Annotated in this window: 13 protein-coding genes; 6 read left to right on the top strand and 7 right to left on the bottom strand. The window is 66.4% G+C overall.

Annotated elements, in window-relative coordinates; genetic code table 11:
* Positions 1 to 60: 60 nt before the first annotated feature.
* Complete coding sequence (locus XH83_RS12090) at positions 61 to 2,391, top strand: PAS domain-containing sensor histidine kinase (protein ID WP_194407210.1); 2,331 nt, start codon at positions 61 to 63, stop codon at positions 2,389 to 2,391.
* A 178-nt stretch (positions 2,392 to 2,569) separates the two neighbouring features.
* Here the strand turns inward: XH83_RS12090 and XH83_RS12085 are convergent, their stop codons facing one another.
* A complete protein-coding gene (locus tag XH83_RS12085) occupies positions 2,570 to 3,463 on the bottom strand; it encodes a LysR family transcriptional regulator (protein ID WP_194407209.1) in 894 nt (297 codons plus the stop codon).
* Between the two features lie 223 nt (positions 3,464 to 3,686).
* Here XH83_RS12085 and XH83_RS12080 point away from each other — a divergent pair, with 223 nt between their 5' ends.
* Genes XH83_RS12080 through XH83_RS12060 form a run of 5 tightly spaced genes read left to right on the top strand, consistent with a single transcriptional unit; the run spans position 3,687 to position 9,655 of the window.
* Positions 3,687 to 4,163 carry a formate dehydrogenase subunit gamma gene (locus XH83_RS12080; protein WP_194407208.1) on the top strand — a complete coding sequence of 159 codons (477 nt, stop codon included), beginning with the start codon at positions 3,687 to 3,689 and terminating at the stop codon, positions 4,161 to 4,163.
* Positions 4,160 to 5,716 (top strand): NADH-quinone oxidoreductase subunit NuoF, encoded by a 1,557-nt coding sequence (locus XH83_RS12075; RefSeq protein ID WP_194407207.1) that lies wholly within the window; start codon positions 4,160 to 4,162, stop codon positions 5,714 to 5,716. The genes XH83_RS12080 and XH83_RS12075 overlap by 4 nt, the downstream gene beginning before the upstream one ends.
* Before the next feature lie 10 nt (positions 5,717 to 5,726).
* Complete coding sequence (gene fdhF / locus XH83_RS12070; RefSeq protein ID WP_194407206.1) at positions 5,727 to 8,600, top strand: formate dehydrogenase subunit alpha; 2,874 nt, start codon at positions 5,727 to 5,729, stop codon at positions 8,598 to 8,600.
* 4 nt (positions 8,601 to 8,604) lie between these two features.
* Complete coding sequence (gene fdhD / locus XH83_RS12065; protein WP_194407205.1) at positions 8,605 to 9,432, top strand: formate dehydrogenase accessory sulfurtransferase FdhD; 828 nt, start codon at positions 8,605 to 8,607, stop codon at positions 9,430 to 9,432.
* Positions 9,422 to 9,655, top strand: coding sequence for a formate dehydrogenase subunit delta (locus XH83_RS12060; protein ID WP_194407204.1), 234 nt, complete (start codon positions 9,422 to 9,424; stop codon positions 9,653 to 9,655). Before fdhD ends, XH83_RS12060 begins: the two co-directional genes overlap by 11 nt.
* On the opposite strand, the gene XH83_RS12055 is transcribed toward XH83_RS12060, so the two are convergent.
* The 6 genes from XH83_RS12055 to XH83_RS12030 form a co-directional block, all read right to left on the bottom strand.
* A complete protein-coding gene (locus tag XH83_RS12055; RefSeq protein ID WP_194407203.1) occupies positions 9,630 to 12,599 on the bottom strand; it encodes a bifunctional [glutamine synthetase] adenylyltransferase/[glutamine synthetase]-adenylyl-L-tyrosine phosphorylase in 2,970 nt (989 codons plus the stop codon). The two genes, XH83_RS12060 and XH83_RS12055, sit on opposite strands and share 26 nt — an antisense overlap.
* Positions 12,596 to 14,056: an ATP-binding protein gene (locus XH83_RS12050; RefSeq protein WP_194407202.1), complete on the bottom strand. Its 1,461-nt coding sequence runs from the start codon at positions 14,054 to 14,056 to the stop codon at positions 12,596 to 12,598. Before XH83_RS12050 ends, XH83_RS12055 begins: the two co-directional genes overlap by 4 nt.
* A complete protein-coding gene (locus tag XH83_RS12045) occupies positions 14,040 to 14,720 on the bottom strand; it encodes a response regulator transcription factor (RefSeq protein WP_194407201.1) in 681 nt (226 codons plus the stop codon). The genes XH83_RS12050 and XH83_RS12045 overlap by 17 nt, the downstream gene beginning before the upstream one ends.
* Before the next feature lie 274 nt (positions 14,721 to 14,994).
* Entirely contained in the window at positions 14,995 to 16,578 is a 1,584-nt protein-coding gene (locus XH83_RS12040; protein WP_194407200.1) for a Do family serine endopeptidase, read from the bottom strand.
* Positions 16,579 to 16,798: 220 nt separating this feature from the next.
* Positions 16,799 to 18,142, bottom strand: coding sequence for a methyl-accepting chemotaxis protein (locus tag XH83_RS12035; protein WP_194407199.1), 1,344 nt, complete (start codon positions 18,140 to 18,142; stop codon positions 16,799 to 16,801).
* Positions 18,143 to 18,266: 124 nt separating this feature from the next.
* Positions 18,267 to 18,749, bottom strand: a complete 483-nt coding sequence (locus XH83_RS12030; RefSeq protein WP_194407198.1) for a cytochrome c-type biogenesis protein — start codon at positions 18,747 to 18,749, stop codon at positions 18,267 to 18,269.
* Positions 18,750 to 18,753: the final 4 nt, after the last annotated feature.

Below are 18,753 nucleotides of genomic sequence, written 5' to 3'. Positions count from 1 at the left end.
AAGCGATGTGGGGCTGCTTCCGGACTTCAGTTGCAAGCTGGTTTTCAGGGGGCCGAAGGCATGTCGCGTGCAGACGCCGCGAACGCGTGCGTCCAATCCGATTCGATCAAAGGATTGGCGCAATCGATCGCGAAACCTGCCTATCATCGGCTCTTGATCGCGGAGCCGGCGCTTCGTCGCGCCGTGCCGACGCTGATCATCGCTTTCCTGATCACGATCTGTCTCGGCGCGTTCGTTCAGGTCGTCGACCAGACGCGTCAGAAGCGGCTGGTGATCCGCCACGACATCTCGGCGCTCGCCGATCTGCTGGCCGAGCGCATCGACCGCATCACCTCCGTGCGGCAGGAGCGGCTGAAGAACATCGAGAGCCTGCCGACGCTGCTGCCGGACCTGATCCCGTCCTGGGGCACGGCCTCGGGCCGCCACGTCATCGTCACCTCGGCCGGCATCGACCGACGCGTCCTCGCCCGCGTTCCGGTCGACAGCGACCCCTCGGGCAACGACCGTCTGCTCGATGCCATCACGACGGCACAATTGCTCGCGGCGCCGACACGCGACGGCAATATCTCCGACATGACGCTGCCGAACGGCAACGCCGCGATGGCGACCTCGCGGCAGATCAAGTCGATGCCCGGTTTCGTCACCGTGATCCAGGAGCGCAACGAGCCGATCTGGGGCTCGGACGCCGCGCTCTCGGTGACGCTGTCGGCCACGACAGGATTCGTCGTCCTGATCCTCGGCTTCGCCTTCCACTGGCAGTCCACCCGCGCCCGCGAGGGCGACCTCATCAACGACGCCGTGCGCGGACGCATCGACACCGCGCTCAACCGCGGCCGCTGCGGGCTGTGGGACTGGGACCTGTCGCGCGGGCGGATCTTCTGGTCGCAGTCGATGTTCTCGATGCTCGGCCTCGACGGCCGCAACGAGCTCCTCACCTTCGGCGAGGTCAATGCGCTGGTGAAGTCCGACGACATCGACCTGTTCGCGATCGCCGACCAGCTCATCTCCGAGAAGATCGACCACATCGACCAGACCTTCCGCATGCAGCACGTCGACGGCCACTGGATCTGGCTGCGCGTCCGCTGCGAGAAGACCCGCGGCGCCACCGATTCCAGCGTGCACCTGATCGGGATCGCCGTCGACATCACCGAGCAGAAGAGCCTCGCCGAGAAGACGGTGGAAGCCGACCTTCGCCTGCGCGACGCCATCGAGACGATCCCGGAAGCCTTCGTGCTGTGGGACGCGAGCGACCGTCTCGTGCTCTGCAACTCGCACTTCCAGCGCCTGCACAAGCTGCCCGAGACCGCCGTTATTCCCGGCACCTCCTACGAGACCGTGCTGGAGGTCGGCCGCATGCCGGAGGTGCGCACCCGCCACAACGAGACCGCCGCCCAAGGGCCCGGCGCGCGCACCTTCGAGGCGCAGCTCGACGACGGCAGCTGGCTGCACATCAGCGAGCGCCGCACCAAGGATGGCGGCTACGTCTCGGTCGGCACCGACATCACCCGCATCAAGGAGCACGAGCAGAAGCTGGTCGACAACGACCTGCGCCTGCGCGCCACCGTCATCGACCTGAAGCGTTCGCAGGCCGCGCTGGAGCGCCAGGCGGTCGAGCTCGCCGACCTCGCCGAGAAATACCAGCGCGAAAAGACCCGCGCCGAGGAAGCCAACCAGACCAAGTCGAAATTCCTCGCCAATATGAGCCACGAGCTGCGCACGCCGCTCAACGCCATCATCGGCTTCTCCGAGATCATGGGCTCGGGCATGTTCGGCGAGCTCGGCAGCGAGAAGTACCAGGAGTATTGCCAGGACATCCTGACCAGCGGCCACTATCTGCTCGAGGTCATCAACGACATCCTCGACATGTCGAAGATCGAGGCCGGCCGCATGAAGCTCGACATGGAACAGCTCGACCTGTCGCGGACGCTGGCGGAATCTCTGCGGGTCGTCACCGGCCGCGCCCAGGACAAGCACATCACCCTCGACGCCGACATCGCCAAATCCATCGCCGTCGTCGCCGACCGCCGCGCCACCAAGCAGATCATCGTCAACCTCCTCTCCAATGCGGTGAAGTTCACGCCCGACGGCGGGCGCGTCGTGGTGCGCAGCCGGCAGCTCGACGACCGGATCGTGCTGATGATCGCGGACACCGGCATCGGCATCGCGCCGCATTCGCTGGCACGGCTCGGCCGCCCGTTCGAGCAGGTGGAGAGTCAGCTCACCAAGACCTATCACGGCTCGGGCCTCGGCCTTGCGATCGCCCGCTCGCTGGCCCAGCTCCACGGCGGCTCGATGCGGCTGCGCTCCAAGCTCGAGGTCGGCACCGTCGTGCGCGTGACCCTGCCACGCGACGCGATCAAGGCGGCGTCCGGGATATCGGCCGCGGCCTGAGACCCTACAGCTGCAGCTCCCTTCCCGCTTGCGGCGGAGGGTTGGGGAGAGGGTAGCTCCGCAATCGAGAACCCCCAAGAGGAGAGAACCCTCACCCGGCGCGTTGCGCCGACCTCTCCCGCAAGCGGGAGGTGCACCGAGCGCGCGGCCGCTTAATTCAACTCAACTGCATTCTGCTCTACAATTGCAGCGACGGCGCCACTTCCCGCGCGACATTGACCAGCGCCGCGATCAGCGGCGTCATCGGATCGCGCTGCGGGATGACCATGCCGATGCTGTAATTGACGTCGGGATCGACGATCGGGATCGAGCGCACCGTGTCGGACAGACCGAGCGTCTCGGCGAGCTTGGCCGGCATCACGCTCGCCCACCGTCCCGTCTTGACATGCGTGAACAGCACCAGCAGCGAGTTCGAGGTCAGGGTCGGCGTCGCCTCTGCGCCGACCGAGCGCAGCGCGCGGTCGATGATGCGGCGGTTCTGCATGTCGGGCGTCAGCAGGCAGAGCGGCACCTGCCCGACCTCGGTCCAGGTCACCGTCTCGCGGTCGCCGAACATCGCATCCGGCGCGGTCAGAAGACGATAGCTCTCGTTGTAGAGCGGAATGGTCCGCACCTTTCCGATCGGCTCGTTCTCGATATAGGTCAGCCCCGCATCGACTTCGAGATTTTCCAGCAGCCCGAGCACCTCGGACGAGGTGGTGGACTGGATGCGGAAGCGCACTTCCGGATGCTTTGCACGGAACGGCGTCGTCAGCGCGGCCACCATGCCGAGCACGGTCGGGATCGCCGCGATGCGGATCTCGCCGGAGAGCTGGTGCTTCAGCCCGTTGATCTCCTCGCGCATCGCGCGGGCATCGCCGACGATCCGCCGCGCCCAGTCGAGCGCCCGCTCGCCTTCGGGCGTAAAGCCCTGGAAGCGCGACCCGCGCTGGACCAGCATCACGCCGAGGATCTCCTCGAGCTGCTTCAGCCCGGTCGACATCGTCGGCTGCGTCACGCCGCAAACCTCCGCCGCGCGTCCGAAATGCCGCTCCTTCGCCAGCGCCAGCAATAGTTCAAGCTTGTCGATCAACCGCCAGTCCTCTCGGATCCATCGTGGCATGCAAGCTAGCACGCCTGGCCTGCACCAACACGCGAAAACCGGCAGCCGATCCAGTTTTCATTGCCATTTCGTATCGATCGATTGCGGTTGCAAATCGATCTGAATTCGCAATCGCAGCACGGGACGGCTTTATTGATCTTCGAATGATTCCAACTAGTTTGCGCTGAGGAAACGCTCAGGTTGAGAACGAAGAATGACAGCGCTTTTTGAGCCTTGGAACGAGACGCGCGGCGGCGAGATCATCGCCGAACATGCCAACCAAGAGGGCGCGACGCTGGTCATCCTGCATGCGTTGCAGGAAGCCTTCGGCTATGTGCCGGAGGCCGCGATCCCGATGGTGGCGCAGGCGCTCAATCTGTCGCGCGCCGAAGTGCATGGCGTGTTCACGTTCTACCACGACTTCCGCCACAAGCCCGCCGGCCGCCGCGTGCTGAAGCTGTGCCGCGCGGAGGCCTGCCAGGCCGCGGGCGGCGATGCGTTGGCTGCGCGCGCAGAAGCAAAGCTCGGCGTGTTGCTTGGCAACACCACGGCCGACGATCGCGTCACGCTGGAGCCGATCTACTGCCTCGGCCTGTGCGCGACCGCTCCGTCCGCGATGCTCGACGGCCGCCTGATCGGCCGGCTCGACCAGAAGCGCCTCGATGCCCTCGTTGCGGAGGCCCAGCGATGAGCTTGCGTCTGTTCGTCTCACGTGACGCCGGCGCAGTCGCCGTCGGCGCCGACGAAGTTGCCCTGGCGCTGAAGCAGGCAGCAAGCAAGCGCGGCGTAGGAATCGAGATCGTCAGGACCGGCTCGCGCGGGATGTATTGGCTCGAGCCGCTGGTCGAGGTGGCGACCCCCCAGGGCCGGATCGCCTTCGGTCCGGTCACGGAAGCCGACGTGCCCTCGCTGCTCGACGCGCTCGCCAGCAACACACCGCATGCGTTGCGGCTGGGGGCAACCGACGAGATTCCCTGGCTGAAGCGCCAGACCCGCCTCACCTTCGCCCGCTGCGGCGTGATCGATCCGCGCTCGCTCGACGATTACCGCGCCCATGGCGGCTACAAGGGCTTTGAGCGCGCGCTCTCGCTCGGACCCGAGGCGATCCTGAGCGAAGTCACGGCATCGGGCCTGCGCGGCCGCGGCGGCGCGGGCTTCCCGACCGGCATCAAGTGGAAGACCGTCGCGCAGGCCAAGGCCGACCGCAAGTTCATCGTCTGCAACGCCGATGAAGGCGACAGCGGCACCTTCGCCGACCGCATGATCATGGAAGGCGATCCTTTCCTGGTGATCGAGGGCATGACGATCGCCGGCCTCACCGTCGGCGCGACCAAGGGCTACATCTATATCCGCAGCGAATACCCGCACGCGGTCGAGGCGTTGAATGCGGCCATCGCAGCCGCCAAGCGCGGCGGCTATCTCGGCGACAGGATCGGCGGCTCGACTGACAGCTTCGATCTCGAAGTCCGCGTCGGCGCCGGCGCTTACGTTTGCGGCGAGGAAACCTCGCTGCTGGAAAGCCTCGAAGGCCGGCGCGGCATCGTGCGCGCCAAGCCGCCGCTGCCGGCGCATCACGGCCTGTTCAGCAAGCCGACCGTCATCAACAACGTGCTGTCGTTCGCGGCTATCCCCTTCGTCCTCGCCGAAGGCGCCAAGGCCTATGCGGATTACGGCATGGGCCGTTCGCGCGGCACCATGCCGATCCAGCTCGCCGGCAACATCCGCCATGGCGGGCTGTTCGAGACGGCGTTCGGCGTGACGCTCGGCGAGCTCGTCGACGATATCGGCGGCGGCACCTTCACCGGCCGCCCGGTTCGCGCCGTGCAGGTCGGCGGGCCCTTAGGCGCCTATTTCCCCCGCGCGCTGTTCGACACGCCGTTCGACTACGAGGCGTTTGCCGCCCGCGACGGCCTGATCGGCCATGGCGGCATCGTCGTGTTCGACGACAGCGTCGACATGCGCCGGCAGGCGCGCTTCGCCATGGAGTTCTGCGCCGTCGAATCCTGCGGCAAGTGCACGCCCTGCCGGATCGGCTCGACCCGCGGCGTCGAGACCATCGAGAAGATCATCAACGGCGAGCGCGTCCATGAAAACCTCGCGCTGGTCGAAGACCTCTGCAACACCATGAAATTCGGCTCGCTCTGCGCACTCGGCGGTTTCACGCCGTACCCTGTGCTGAGCGCATTGAAGCACTTCCGGGAGGACTTCATCCCGGCACCGACCACGCTTCAGGCCGCGGAATAGGAGAACGACGATGTCTCTGATCGAAGAAATCGACTACGGCACGCCGCGCTCGAAGTCGGAAACGATGGTCACGCTGACCATCGACGGCAATGAGGTCACGGTGCCCGAGGGCACCTCGATCATGCGCGCCGCGATGGATGCCGGTCACCAGATCCCGAAACTCTGCGCGACCGATATGGTCGACGCGTTCGGTTCCTGCCGTCTCTGCCTCGTCGAGATCGAGGGCCGCGCCGGAACGCCGGCGTCCTGCACCACACCGGTGATGAACGGCCTCGTCGTGCACACCCAGACCGAGCGGCTGAAGAAGCTGCGCAAGGGCGTGATGGAGCTCTACATCTCCGACCACCCGCTCGACTGCCTGACCTGCGGCGCCAACGGCGACTGCGAATTGCAGGACATGGCCGGCGCGGTGGGCCTGCGCGACGTGCGCTACGGCTATGAGGGCGAGAACCATGTTTTCGCCAAATCCCATGGCTGCGACAACGACCATTGGATGCCGAAGGACGAGTCCAACCCGTACTTCACCTATGATCCCTCCAAGTGCATCGTCTGCTCGCGCTGCGTCCGCGCCTGCGAGGAGGTGCAAGGCACCTTCGCGCTGACCATCTCCGGCCGTGGTTTCGACAGCCGCGTCTCGCCTGGCATGAGCGAGAGCTTCCTCGGCTCGGAATGCGTGTCCTGCGGCGCCTGCGTGCAGGCCTGCCCGACCGCGACGCTGACCGAAAAATCCGTGATCGAGATCGGCCAACCCGAGCACTCCGTCGTCACCACCTGCGCCTATTGCGGCGTCGGCTGCACTTTCAAGGCCGAGATGCGCGGCGAGGAAGTCGTGCGCATGGTGCCCTACAAGGACGGCAAGGCCAATCGCGGTCATTCCTGCGTCAAGGGCCGCTTCGCCTGGGGCTACACCAACCACGGGGAACGCATTCTCAAGCCGATGATCCGCGACCGGATCGAGGATCCCTGGAAGGAAGTGTCCTGGGACGAGGCGTTCTCGTTCGCCGCGACCAGGATGCGCGGCATCCAGACGAAGTACGGCCGCGATGCCATCGGCGGCATCACCTCGTCCCGCTGCACCAACGAAGAGACCTATCTGGTGCAGAAGCTGATCCGCGCCGGCTTCGGCAACAACAATGTCGACACCTGCGCCCGGGTCTGCCACTCCCCGACCGGCTATGGCCTTGCCACCACCTTCGGCACCTCCGCAGGCACGCAGGATTTCGACTCGGTCGAGGACACCGATGTCGTCGTGGTCATCGGCGCCAACCCGGCCTCCGCTCACCCGGTATTCGCTTCGCGACTGAAGAAGCGGCTGCGCCAGGGCGCCAGGCTGATCGTGATCGATCCGCGCCGCACCGAGATGGTGGAATCGCCGCATGTGAAGGCGCTGCACCTGCCCCTGATGCCCGGCACCAACGTCGCGGTCATGACCGCGCTGGCGCATGTCATCGTCACCGAAGGCCTCGTCAACGAAACCTTCGTGCGCGAGCGCTGCGACTGGAGCGAGTTCGAGGAATGGGCGGCCTTCGTCGCGCAGCCCAAGAACAGCCCGGAAGCCACCGCCATCCTCACCGGCGTCGATCCGAAGGACCTGCGCGAAGCCGCCCGCACCTACGCCACCGGCGGCAACGGTGCGATCTATTACGGTCTCGGCGTCACCGAGCACAGTCAGGGCTCGACCACCGTGATCGCGATCGCGAACCTCGCGATGGTCACCGGCAATATCGGCCGCCCCGGCGTCGGCGTGAATCCGCTGCGCGGCCAGAACAACGTGCAGGGTTCCTGCGACATGGGCTCGTTCCCGCACGAGCTGCCCGGCTATCGCCACATCTCCGGCGATGCCGTGCGCGACCAGTTCGAGGCGCTGTGGAACGTCAAGCTCAACCCCGAGCCGGGCTTGCGCATTCCCAACATGTTCGACGCCGCGGTCGAAGGCACGTTCATGGGGATCTACGTGCAGGGCGAGGACATCCTCCAGTCCGACCCCAACACCAGCCACGTGGTGGCGGCGCTGTCGGCGATGGAATGCGTCATCGTTCACGACCTCTTCCTCAACGAGACCGCGAACTACGCCCACGTCTTCCTGCCCGGCTCGAGCTTCCTCGAGAAGGACGGCACCTTCACCAACGCCGAGCGCCGCATCCAGCGCGTGCGCAAGGTGATGACGCCGAAGAACGGCATGGCCGACTGGGAGGTCACGATCGGCCTCGCCAAGGCGATGGGTTTCGAGATGAACTACAGCCACCCCTCGGAGATCATGGACGAGATCGCGGCGCTGACGCCGACCTTCGCCGGCGTCTCCTACGCCAAGCTCGACGAGCTCGGCTCGGTGCAGTGGCCCTGCAACGAGAAGGCGCCCGAAGGCACGCCGGTGATGCATATCGACGGCTTCGTCCGCGGCAAGGGCAAGTTCGTCGTCACCGAATATGTCGCGACCGACGAGCGCACCGGCCCGCGCTATCCGCTGCTGCTGACGACGGGGCGCATCCTCAGCCAGTACAATGTCGGCGCGCAGACCAGGCGCACCGAGAACGTGGTCTGGCATGCCGAGGATCGCCTCGAGATCCATCCGCACGACGCCGAGCAGCGCGGCGTCCGCGACGGCGACTGGGTGCGGCTGAAGAGCCGTGCCGGCGAGACCACGCTACGCGCGGAGATCACCGACCGCGTCGCGCCCGGCGTCGTCTACACCACCTTCCACCACCCGGACACGCAGGCCAACGTCATCACGACAGACTATTCGGATTGGGCGACCAATTGTCCCGAATACAAGGTCACGGCGGTCGAGGTCTCGCCCTCGAACGGCCCGTCGGACTGGCAGAAGGCCTATGACGCGCAGGCGCGGCAGTCGCGTCGCATCGCGCCGGCCGAGGCCGCGGAGTAACGGCATGCACGTCGCGGTTCAGGCGATCGATCGCGGAATCTGGCGCAACGGCGTGGCGTCCGAAGGAACGCGCTTCATTCCGGAGGAGACGCCGCTGGCGCTGACCTATAATGGCGGCACCTACGCCGTCATGATGGGAACGCCGCAGAACCTGGAAGACTTCGCGGTCGGCTTCAGCCTCAGCGAGGGCATCGTCAAGTCGGTCGACGATATCCGCTCGCTCGAAGTGGTTCGCCTGGACGACGGCATCGAGCTCAGGATGTGGCTTGCGCCTGAGGATGCCGCGCGCATCAGCGAGCGCCGTCGCCACGTTGCCGGACCGACCGGCTGCGGCATCTGCGGCATCGAGTCCATTGCCGAAGCCGTGCGGCCCGCGGCGGTCGTGTCGCGGGGCCAGCGCTTCACGCCGGAAGAGATCATGGCGGCGATGCAGGCCATCGCGCCCTTGCAGTCGATCAACCTGCAAACCCGCGCGGTGCACGCCGCCGCATTCTGGTCCCCCGCCGGCAACATCGTCGCGCTGCGCGAGGACGTCGGCCGCCACAACGCGCTGGACAAGCTCGCGGGCTCGCTGGCGCGAAGCCGCACCGACGCCGCGGCCGGCATGGTGCTGCTGACGAGCCGCGTCTCGGTCGAGATGGTGCAGAAGGCCGCCGCGATCGGCGCATCAGTGATGATCGCGGTGTCCGCGCCGACCGCGCTCGCAATACGCACCGCGGAAGCCGCCGGCATCACGCTGGTCGCGATCGCCCGGCAGGACGGATTCGAAATTTTTACGCACGGCAGCCGGGTCGCGGCTCGCCATGCTACGGAGGTTGCCGATGTCGCCTGACCGCCTGATCTACATGGCCAACCAGATCGGCACGTTCTTCCGCAGCCAGGGCCACGGCAAGGCCGTGCCGGGGATCGCCGAGCACATCAAGAAGTTCTGGGATCCCCGGATGAAGCGCGCGATCTTCGCCCATCTCGACGCCGGCGGCGCGGGCCTGGAGCCCGACGTGCGCGAGGCGCTCGCCTCTCTGAAGCAGGCTACACCCCTTCCAGCAGCGCCCTGAAGACGCGCCGCACCTCGCTCTGCGTCTCCTTCACGCGCGCCTCCAGCGACGAGAAATCCGGCGCGTCGCCGGCCCGCGCCATCACGCGCTGCAGATCGTTGCCGGCGGTTTCGGGCTTGAAGCGGTCGCTGACGCACAGCCGCAGGATCTGCGTCAGGTCGTGATAGAGCCGCGCGGCGGCACGCAATATCCCGGTCTCCGATTGGGGCAACACGCCAAGCCTGCAGGCGTTGTCGAGCACCTGCATGGTGCTGACATCGAGGATCTCCGGCTTGTCGTGCGCGTGCACGAGCTGGAGATATTGCGCGATGAAGTCGATGTCGACCATGCCGCCGGCGGCATGTTTGAGATCCCAGCAGTCGGCCTCGCCCTTCTCCTGGGCAATGGCGCGCCGCATGTCGGCGACGTCGTTGGCGGTGATCACGGGATCGCGGTGGCGGGTCAGGACGTCGCGGATGACGCGCTCGATCCGTTCCCGGAATTCCGGCGAAGCCGATACCACGCGGGCGCGCGTCAGCGCCATATGCTCCCAGGTCCAGGCCTCGTTGGCCTGATAATCGGCGAATGAGACGAGGCTCGAGGCCACCGGGCCGGCGCGTCCCGAGGGTCGCAGCCGCATGTCGATCTCGTAGAGCACGCCGTAATTGGTGCGCGTCGTGAAGGCGCTGATCAGGCGCTGGGTCAGCCGCGCGAAATAATGCGCGCCCTGCAGCGATTTCGGCCCATCGGAGTCAGGATTGTCGGCGTCGAAATCGTAGAGCAGGATCAGGTCGAGATCGGACGAGGCCGTCATCTCGCGGCTGCCGAGCCGGCCCATGGCGATGATCGCGGTCTCCTGCCCCTTGATACGGCCGTGCTGGGCGGCGAAGCGGTCGGCCACGAGTCCATGCACGGTGTGGACGATGCCTTCGGCGACATCGGCAAAGGCCGTGCTCGCCTGCTGCGCCGAGACGGTACCGGAGAGGATCCGCGTGCCGATCAGGAACAGGCTCTCCTGCCCGAACAGGCGCAGGCGATCGAGGAACTCTTCGTAGGAGCCGGCATCCTGCACGGTCGCAGCCAGCCGCCCCGACAATTCCTGCCGGTCCGGCATGGCGCCGAAGAAGCGCGGATCGATCAGGCCATCCATCAGCTGCGGCTGCCGCGCCAGCATCTCGCCTAACCGCGGCGCCGCGCCCAGCACCAGCGCCACCAGCGCGACGAGCTCGCGGTTCTGGCCGAGGAGCATGAACAGCCGACCGCCGCGCTGCAGCGCGCCCAGGAATTGATCGAACGCCACGACGGCGCGATCCGGCTCCTCGGCATGGGCAAGCCCGTCGATCAGCGCCGGCACGAATTCCACGAAGGCATTCCGCGTGGCGTCATTGCGGAACACGCGATAGTCGCCGGTGACCCAGTCGCGCACGGTTTGCGCCACTGCGGCAGGCTTCTTGAAGCCGAGCGCTGCGAGGTGCTGCAGCATGCGCGGATCGTCGGGACCGGCGCTGTAGTCGAGCGCCGGCAGCTTGGCCGTGCCGGTCGGATCGTCGCCCTCGAACAGCTTTTCGTAGTGCCCCTGCACGATCTTGAGCTGCCGCAGCAGGTCGCTCGCAAAGGCTTCGCGATCCCGATAGCCGAAGAAGCGCGCAAAGCGCTCGACCGCGTCCTTGTCTTCGGGCAGCGCATGGGTCTGCTCGTCCGCGATCATCTGGAGGCGATGCTCGACCCGGCGCAGGAATTCGTAGGCCGTCGTCAGCTCGTCGCGCGCAACAGAGGTGATCCAATTGCTCGACGCGAGAATGTCGAGCGCTCTCAGCGTCGGCCGCACCCGCAATTCCGGATGGCGGCCGCCGGCGATCAGTTGCTGGGTCTGTGCGAAGAACTCGATCTCGCGGATGCCGCCGCGGCCGACCTTGACATTGTGCCCCTCGACCGCGACCTCGCTCTGGCCGCGATAGGTCTGCATCTGCCGCTTCATGTCGTGGACGTCGGCGAGTGCGGCGAAGTCGAGATGCTTGCGCCAGACGAACGGCGCGATCTCGGCCAGCAGCGCCTCGCCCGCTTTGGCATCGCCGGCGCAGGCACGCGCCTTGATCATGGCGGCGCGCTCCCAGGTGCGCCCTTCCCGCTCATAATAGTTCAGCGCGGCGTCGCGCGAGATCGCCACCTGCGTCGAGGACGGATCGGGCCGCAGGCGCAGATCGACGCGGAACACATAGCCGTCATAGGTGCGCTGCTGCAGGATGCGCGCCATGCCTTGCGTGACGCGGACGAAGAACGGCTGCGGCTCGATGTCCGCGACCAGCGTCGTCGCATCGGGATCGAAGAACACGATGAGATCGATGTCGCTGGAATAGTTCAGCTCGCCCGCGCCCATCTTGCCCATGGCGAGCACGATCAGCCCGCAGCCCTCCTCGGGCGCCTCGGGATTGGGCGGCGCGATCTTGCCACGTGCGGCTTCCTGCCGCAGCAGGTATTGGAGCGCCGCCTGCACCGAAGACACCGCGACATCGGTCAGCGCCGCCGTCACCCGCAACACCGGCCAGACCCCGCCGATGTCGCACAGAGCCGTCAGCAGCGCGGCCTCCGCTTTCATGCGGCGAAGCAGCCGCATCACCTCGGCCTCATCCGCCGCCGCGAGCACCGCCTCCCTGGCGTCCGCGATGAGTTCCGTCAGATGCGCATCCGGATCGCATTCGAGCAGCCGGATCAGGCGCAAGGCATCGGCGCGCACCAGATCGAACAGATAAGGCGAGAATTCCGCGATACCGGCCAGGATGTCCCGGGCAAAGGGATGAGCCAGCAGCGTTTCGAGACGGGCCGATTGGGCCGGCTCGAGCTCGCTCAGCCAGCTTTCGAAACGTCGTTCGTCGGTTGTGGAAGCGGCAATATGGGGAGCCTCCGCGAAGCGCGCGGCCAGCCTCTCACCATGCTTGTCCGCGTTTCCCGGCGCGGAGTGGTTCATGCCACCTTCTGTGGCACATCCGGTATTGGCGGAGCAACCCTGTCGCCAGCACCGAGGCGCACCGGCAGCACCAGCGTGGCGACGAGGCCGGGCTGGGCGTCGTCCAATCTCAACTCGCCGCCATGCAATGTCGCGACCGCCGCGGCGAGGCTGAGACCGAGGCCGGAGCCCGGCAGCGTGCGGCTCGCTTCCAGGCGGACGAATCGTTCGACGGCATGCGCGCGGTCGGCCTCGGGTATCCCGGGACCGCGATCGGTGACGCTGAGCAGCACCTTGTCGCCGTCGCGCCTCGCCTCGATCAGGATCGGCCGGGCCTCCATGCTGACCACGGTTCCGCCCGCCTGGGCGACCGGCTTGCCGTATTTGATCGCGTTCTCGACCAGATTGGCGAGCGCCTGACTGATCAATTCGCGGTTGGCGTGAACAGGCGTCGGGTCGGCCTTGACCTTCAAGGTCATGCCGTCGTCCTCGGCGAGCGGCTCATAGAGCTCGTGAATGCCACCCGCGACCTCGGCCGCGTCGAAATCATCCATGTTGCCGCGCGCCTGTCCGGACTCGGCGCGCGCGATCATCAGCAGCGCGTTGAAGGTGCGGATCAGACCGTCGGATTCCTCGATGGTGCGCTCCAGCGCCGCCCGGTAATCGGCCTCGCAGCCCGATTTCGCGAGCGCTTCCTCGGCGCGGTTGCGCAGGCGCGTCAGCGGCGTCTTGAGGTCGTGGGCGATGTTGTCGGAGACCTCCTTCAGTCCCGCCATCAGCGCCTCGATCCGCTCCAGCATGGCATTGAGGTTCTCGGCGAGGCGATCGAGCTCGTCGCCGCTGCGCCCGACCGGCAGGCGCTCGCTGAGATCGCCGGTCATGATGCGCTGCGCGGTCCCCGTCATCGCATCGATGCGCCGGAGCACGCGGCGCGCCACGAAGACGCCGCCGCCGAGGCCGAGCACCACGACGATCAGGACGGACCATTGCGCCGCCTTGGCGACGATACCGAACAGCCGCCGCCGCTCGGCAAGGTCGCGGCCGATCAGGAGGCGGAAGCCGTTCTCGAGTTCGGTGACACGCACCAGCGCACGATGGTCGCGGTCGTCGGCGTCTTCGATCCGCCGGTAGGCGGTCTCCGACCAGCCGCGCGTCGCCATCACGCCGGGCGCCAGGGAGCCGACATTGCCGGCGATCGCCTGCCCGGTCGGCGTGGTCACGAGATAGAGGTTGGCGCCCGGCCGCAGCGCCCGGTATTCGATCGCCAGCACGAGAGCCCGCAGGCCCCGGCGGCCGTAGATCTCGGAGATCTCCGAGGTCTCGGCATTGACCGTCTGCGTGATCTCCTCGGTGATCAGCCGCCGCGTATTCCAGGCGAAATAAGCCAGCAGCGAGGCCGCGAACATCGCGAACAGCAGCAGATAGACCAGCGTCAGCCGGAATGCCGTGGTGCGGACGAGTTTACCGAATGCCGTCACGGATCATGTACCCGGCGCCGCGGATCGTGTGCAGCAGCGGCCGCTCGAATCCCTTGTCGATCTTGGAGCGCAGCCGCGAAATGTGCACGTCGATCACATTGGTCTGCGGATCGAAATGATAGTCCCAGACGTTCTCCAGGAGCATGGTCCGCGTCACCACCTGGCCGGCATGCTTCATGAGATATTCGAGCAGGCGGAATTCGCGCGGCTGCAGCGTCAGCTCGTCCTTGCCGCGGGCGACGCGATGCGAGAGCCGGTCGAGTTCGAGATCGCCGACGCGGTAGAGCGTGTCCTCGGCGGGCCCGCCGCGGCGGCGCGACAGCACCTCGACCCGGGCTAGCAGCTCGGCGAAGGAATAGGGCTTTGGCAGATAGTCGTCGCCGCCGGCGCGCAGGCCCTTGATGCGGTCGTCGACCTGCCCGAGCGCGGAGAGAATCAGCACCGGCGTGGTGTTGCCTTTGTCGCGCAGCGCGCCGATGACAGACAGTCCGTCGCGCTTGGGCAGCATGCGGTCGACCACCAGCACATCATAATCGCCGCTCTCGGCCATGGCGAGGCCCTCCTCGCCGTCTGCGGCGTGGTCGGCAATATGTCCGACTTCGCGAAACGCCTTCACGAGGTAGTCGGCGGATTCGCGGTCGTCTTCGATGATGAGGAGGCGCATCGTGCGTTCGGCGGCGGTCAAGGAGGTCAACCTTCTCTAAACATGGCGCGAGCGGCAATCGCATGCAAGCCGAGTGGGAGACTCTGGCATCGGGAAAAAAGGCGGGCGGTGAAGCTGGGGGGACTCCACCGCCCTAGGCCTTCCGACGGAGGGGGGCGTTTTTCCACCGGAAGGTAGCAAGGGGAAGCTGACGTTACGCTGCTTCCCCGAAGGGCGCCGACGGCGGGGGCGACTGATGCCGGCGACACCCTTCATCTCAAAACCTCCTGAAGGCCTACCCCTTGGCGAGGGGCACCGCGACGAAGCGCGACTGGCCGCCGCTCTTCACGCGCATCAGGACGCTGTTCTTGTTGTCGGCCCGCGCCGCGGTGATGGCATCGCGGACTTCACCGGCGGTGGCGACGCTCTTGCCGCCGACTTCGAGAATCACGTCGCCTTCCTTGAAGCCGCGTTCGGCCGCGGCGCTCTTCGGATCGACCTCGGTGACCACGACGCCTTCCTTGCCCGCGCCGGCCACGGAATTGGCAGGCGCAACGGTCATGCCGAGCTTAGGCACATCGGTGCCCTTGCTCGCACCCTTGCCGCTGTCATTGTCATTGTCGGCCTTGGCCTCGACCGTGTTCGGCAACTGGCCGAGGGTGAGGTTGATGACCTTGTCCTGGCCCTTGTGCAGCACGTTGAGCTTCACTGTCGCGCCGGGCGCCATGCCGCCGATTGTGCGGGCGAGCTCGCGGGCGTCCTTGACGGTCTCGCCGTTGACCGACGTGATCACGTCGCCGGATTCGATGCCGGCCTTCGCGGCCGGACCGTTCGCCTGCGGCTCCGCCACCAGCGCGCCTTCGGCCTTCTTCATGCCGAGGCTGTCGGCGATGTCGGACGTGACGGGCTGAATCTGCACGCCGATCCAGCCGCGGCTGACCGAGCCCTTGTCCTTGAGCTGGGCGACCACGCTCTTCACGGTGCTCGCCGGAATCGAGAACGCGATGCCGACGCTGCCGCCGGACGGCGAGTAGATCGCGGTGTTGACGCCCATCACCTCGCCGTTGGTGTCGAAGGCCGGACCGCCGGAATTGCCCTTGTTCACGGGCGCGTCGATCTGGATGAAATCGTCATAGGGACCGTTGCCGATGTCGCGGCCGCTCGCCGAAACGATGCCGGCGGTCACGGTGCCGCCGAGACCGAAGGGATTGCCGACTGCGAGCACCCAGTCGCCGATCCGCGGCTTGCTGTCGGCGAGCTTGGCGAACGGGAAATTCGAGCTGCCCTCGACCTTGATCAAGGCGAGGTCCGTGCGCTGGTCGGTACCGATCACCTTGGCGGTGTAGGTCTTCCCGTCGTCGGTGGTGACCTCGACCTTGTCGGCGCCGTCGACCACGTGGTTGTTGGTCACGGCAAAGCCGTCAGCCGAGATGAAGAAGCCGGAGCCCTGGCCCTGCACCACGCGACCACGGCCACCCCCCTTGAGGCCCGGGGGGAAACCATCCTGACCGCCGAAGCGGCGGAAGAATCGCTCCATCGGCGAGCCCGGCTGGAACGGCGAGGAGGAATCGTCGCCATCGTCGTTGCTCGCGGTCTTCTCCTTGATGTTGACCTTCACCGAGATCACCGACGGCTTCACGCGCTCGACGATGTCGGCAAAGCCGATGGGACGTTCGACCTTGCGGACCTCGTTGTTGACCTGGGCATGCGCCGGGCTCGAGAACAGATCGGCCGGCGACGTCGACGGGCTGAAGCCGTAGACCGCCGCGCCGAGACCGGCGACGACCGAGGCCATCAGCGCGAATTTGCGCGCGGAGAACACCGACCGGCGCGGCTGCCGATAGGACGGAAGGTTCGAGAGGTCGATACGGTCGGTCATGCAGAGATCTCCAGGGCCTTGAAATCCATGTGATGCCTGAGGGCGGCACCTTACGGACCTGAAGATGGGGGCTCCCGCCTTACCGTGCGCTGGCGGCGGGGTTAAACTTTTGTAATGAAGAGGGAACGCGGATGCGGCAGTTCAGCGCAGGCGAAAATTGTGATTCTCCAGGAACTTAACCAAGTTCCCGTGATGGCGCGAAAGGCGCCTTTTTACGTGCTTAGCTCGCCCTGACGCTGACGATGAACTCGTCGACCTCGCGCTTCAGGGTCTCGGCCTGCTGCGACAGATCGACCGCCGAATCCCTGGCCTCGGCGGCCATTCGGCCGGTCTCTGCGGAGGTCGAGGTGATCTGAACGATATGGTTGGAAACGTCGAGGGTCCCGCGCGCGGCGTCCTGGGCGCTGCGCGTGATCTCCTGGGTCGCGTTACGCTGCTGGGCGGTGTCGATCTCGATGCCGGACATGATCGACGAGATCTCAGACAGCGTCTTGGAGATGGCGTCGATCGCGCCGCGGGTCTCGGCTGTGATGCCCTGAATGCTGGCGACATGGGAGGTGATCTCCTCCGTCGCCTTGCTGGTCTGATGCGCCAGAGTCTTCACCTCGGAGGCGACCACCGCAAATCCCTTGCCGGCCTCCCCTGCCCGCGCCGCCTCGATGGTGGCGTTCAGCGCCAGCAGATTGGTCTGCGACGCGATCGCCTGCACGAGCTGTACGACCTCACCGATCTTGTCGGCGGCATCGGACAGCGTGTGGATGGTGTCACGGCTCTTCTCCGCCTGCGACGCTGCGCCTTCGGCGCGCTGGGTCGCGTCCGTGACGCGGCGGCTGATCGTGCCGATCGAATTCGTCATCTCCCCGGCAGAGCCTGCCACCGTCTGCACGCTGGCGCTGGCCTGGCTCGCGGCGCTCGCCACCGCATTGGCCTTGGTGCTGGTGTCGTTGGCCGTTCGCGACAGCGTCTCGGCGTTGCTCTTCAGATGCACCGCCGACGACGCCACGCTGTCGACGACGCTGGCAACGAGATCGTTGAAGCGCTTGATCCGGTCGTCCAAAAATTTCGATCGCTCGGCCTGGTGCTGCGCTTCGTGCAGCTGCCGTTCGGTGAGATGGCGCCGCTCGATGCCGTTGGTCTTGAAGACCTCCAGCGCGCCGGCCAGCAGGCCGATCTCGTTGGTGCGGCCGAGCCCCGGGACTGATGTCTCGAACTTCTGGTCGGCGACCTCGCGCATCGCATGGACGATCGCCGCCAGGGGACTCAGGATGCCGTTGCGGACGGCGAACCAGGTGGTGAGGCAGATCGCGAAGGCGACGATTGCGATCACGCCGCAGGCGGCCAGGAAAAACGAGAACGCGGTCTGCGCCTGCTGATAGATCTGCATGGCGTGATCGCGCGCAGGACCGCTCAGCGCCGCGAAGTCCGCGGACAGGCTGGTGATCTCGTTGTTGAGATAGAGCACCGCGATGAAGCCGGTGCCGCCGCCAATGCCGAGCAGAAACAATAATGCAGCGACGACGGCGCCGACCAGGAAGCGGATCGTCAGATTGCTGTTCGCGAACATCGGGGACTCGGAGTCTGGAATCAAAGCTCGCGACAAGCTTCCAGACAAAGGTCAAAATACCATGAACCGCGCGGCGGCGCGCCGCCCGTCTACGTAGCATTACGTAACCAGGGCGCGTGAGTTGCTAGGGAGATTTGGCTTCGTCGGACATCAAGGCCGCGACCCGTGCCTGTTCATCGGGCGTGAGTGGCGGCGCTGGTAAATCGGCACCATCACGCGCGCGACGCCGGATTTGCAGCCACAGTGCCACGCCGCCCCCCATCAGCAGCAGCGGCCCGAGCAGCCACAGCACCAGAGTCTGACGCTCGAAGCGCGGCTTCAGCAGCACGAACTCGCCGTAGCGCGCGACCAGGAAGTCGAGCACCTGCGAATTGCTGTCGCCGGCGCCGATGCGCTCGCGCACCAGGAGCCGCAGGTCGCGCGCCAGCGGCGCATCGGAATCATCGATCGACTGGTTCTGGCAGACCATGCAGCGCAGTTCGCGCGACAGCTCGCGCGCACGGGCTTCCTTGGCGGGATCCGACATGATCTCGTCGGGCTGCACCGCGTGGGCCGCAGGCAAAGCCAGCAGCATCAGCACGGCGAACGCAGCCATCATCCGGCGCATCGGA

Source organism: Bradyrhizobium sp. CCBAU 53351, assembly GCF_015291745.1.
In the GTDB taxonomy this organism is placed as follows: Bacteria; Pseudomonadota; Alphaproteobacteria; order Rhizobiales; family Xanthobacteraceae; genus Bradyrhizobium.
This window is presented reverse-complemented; position numbering and strand designations above follow the sequence as displayed.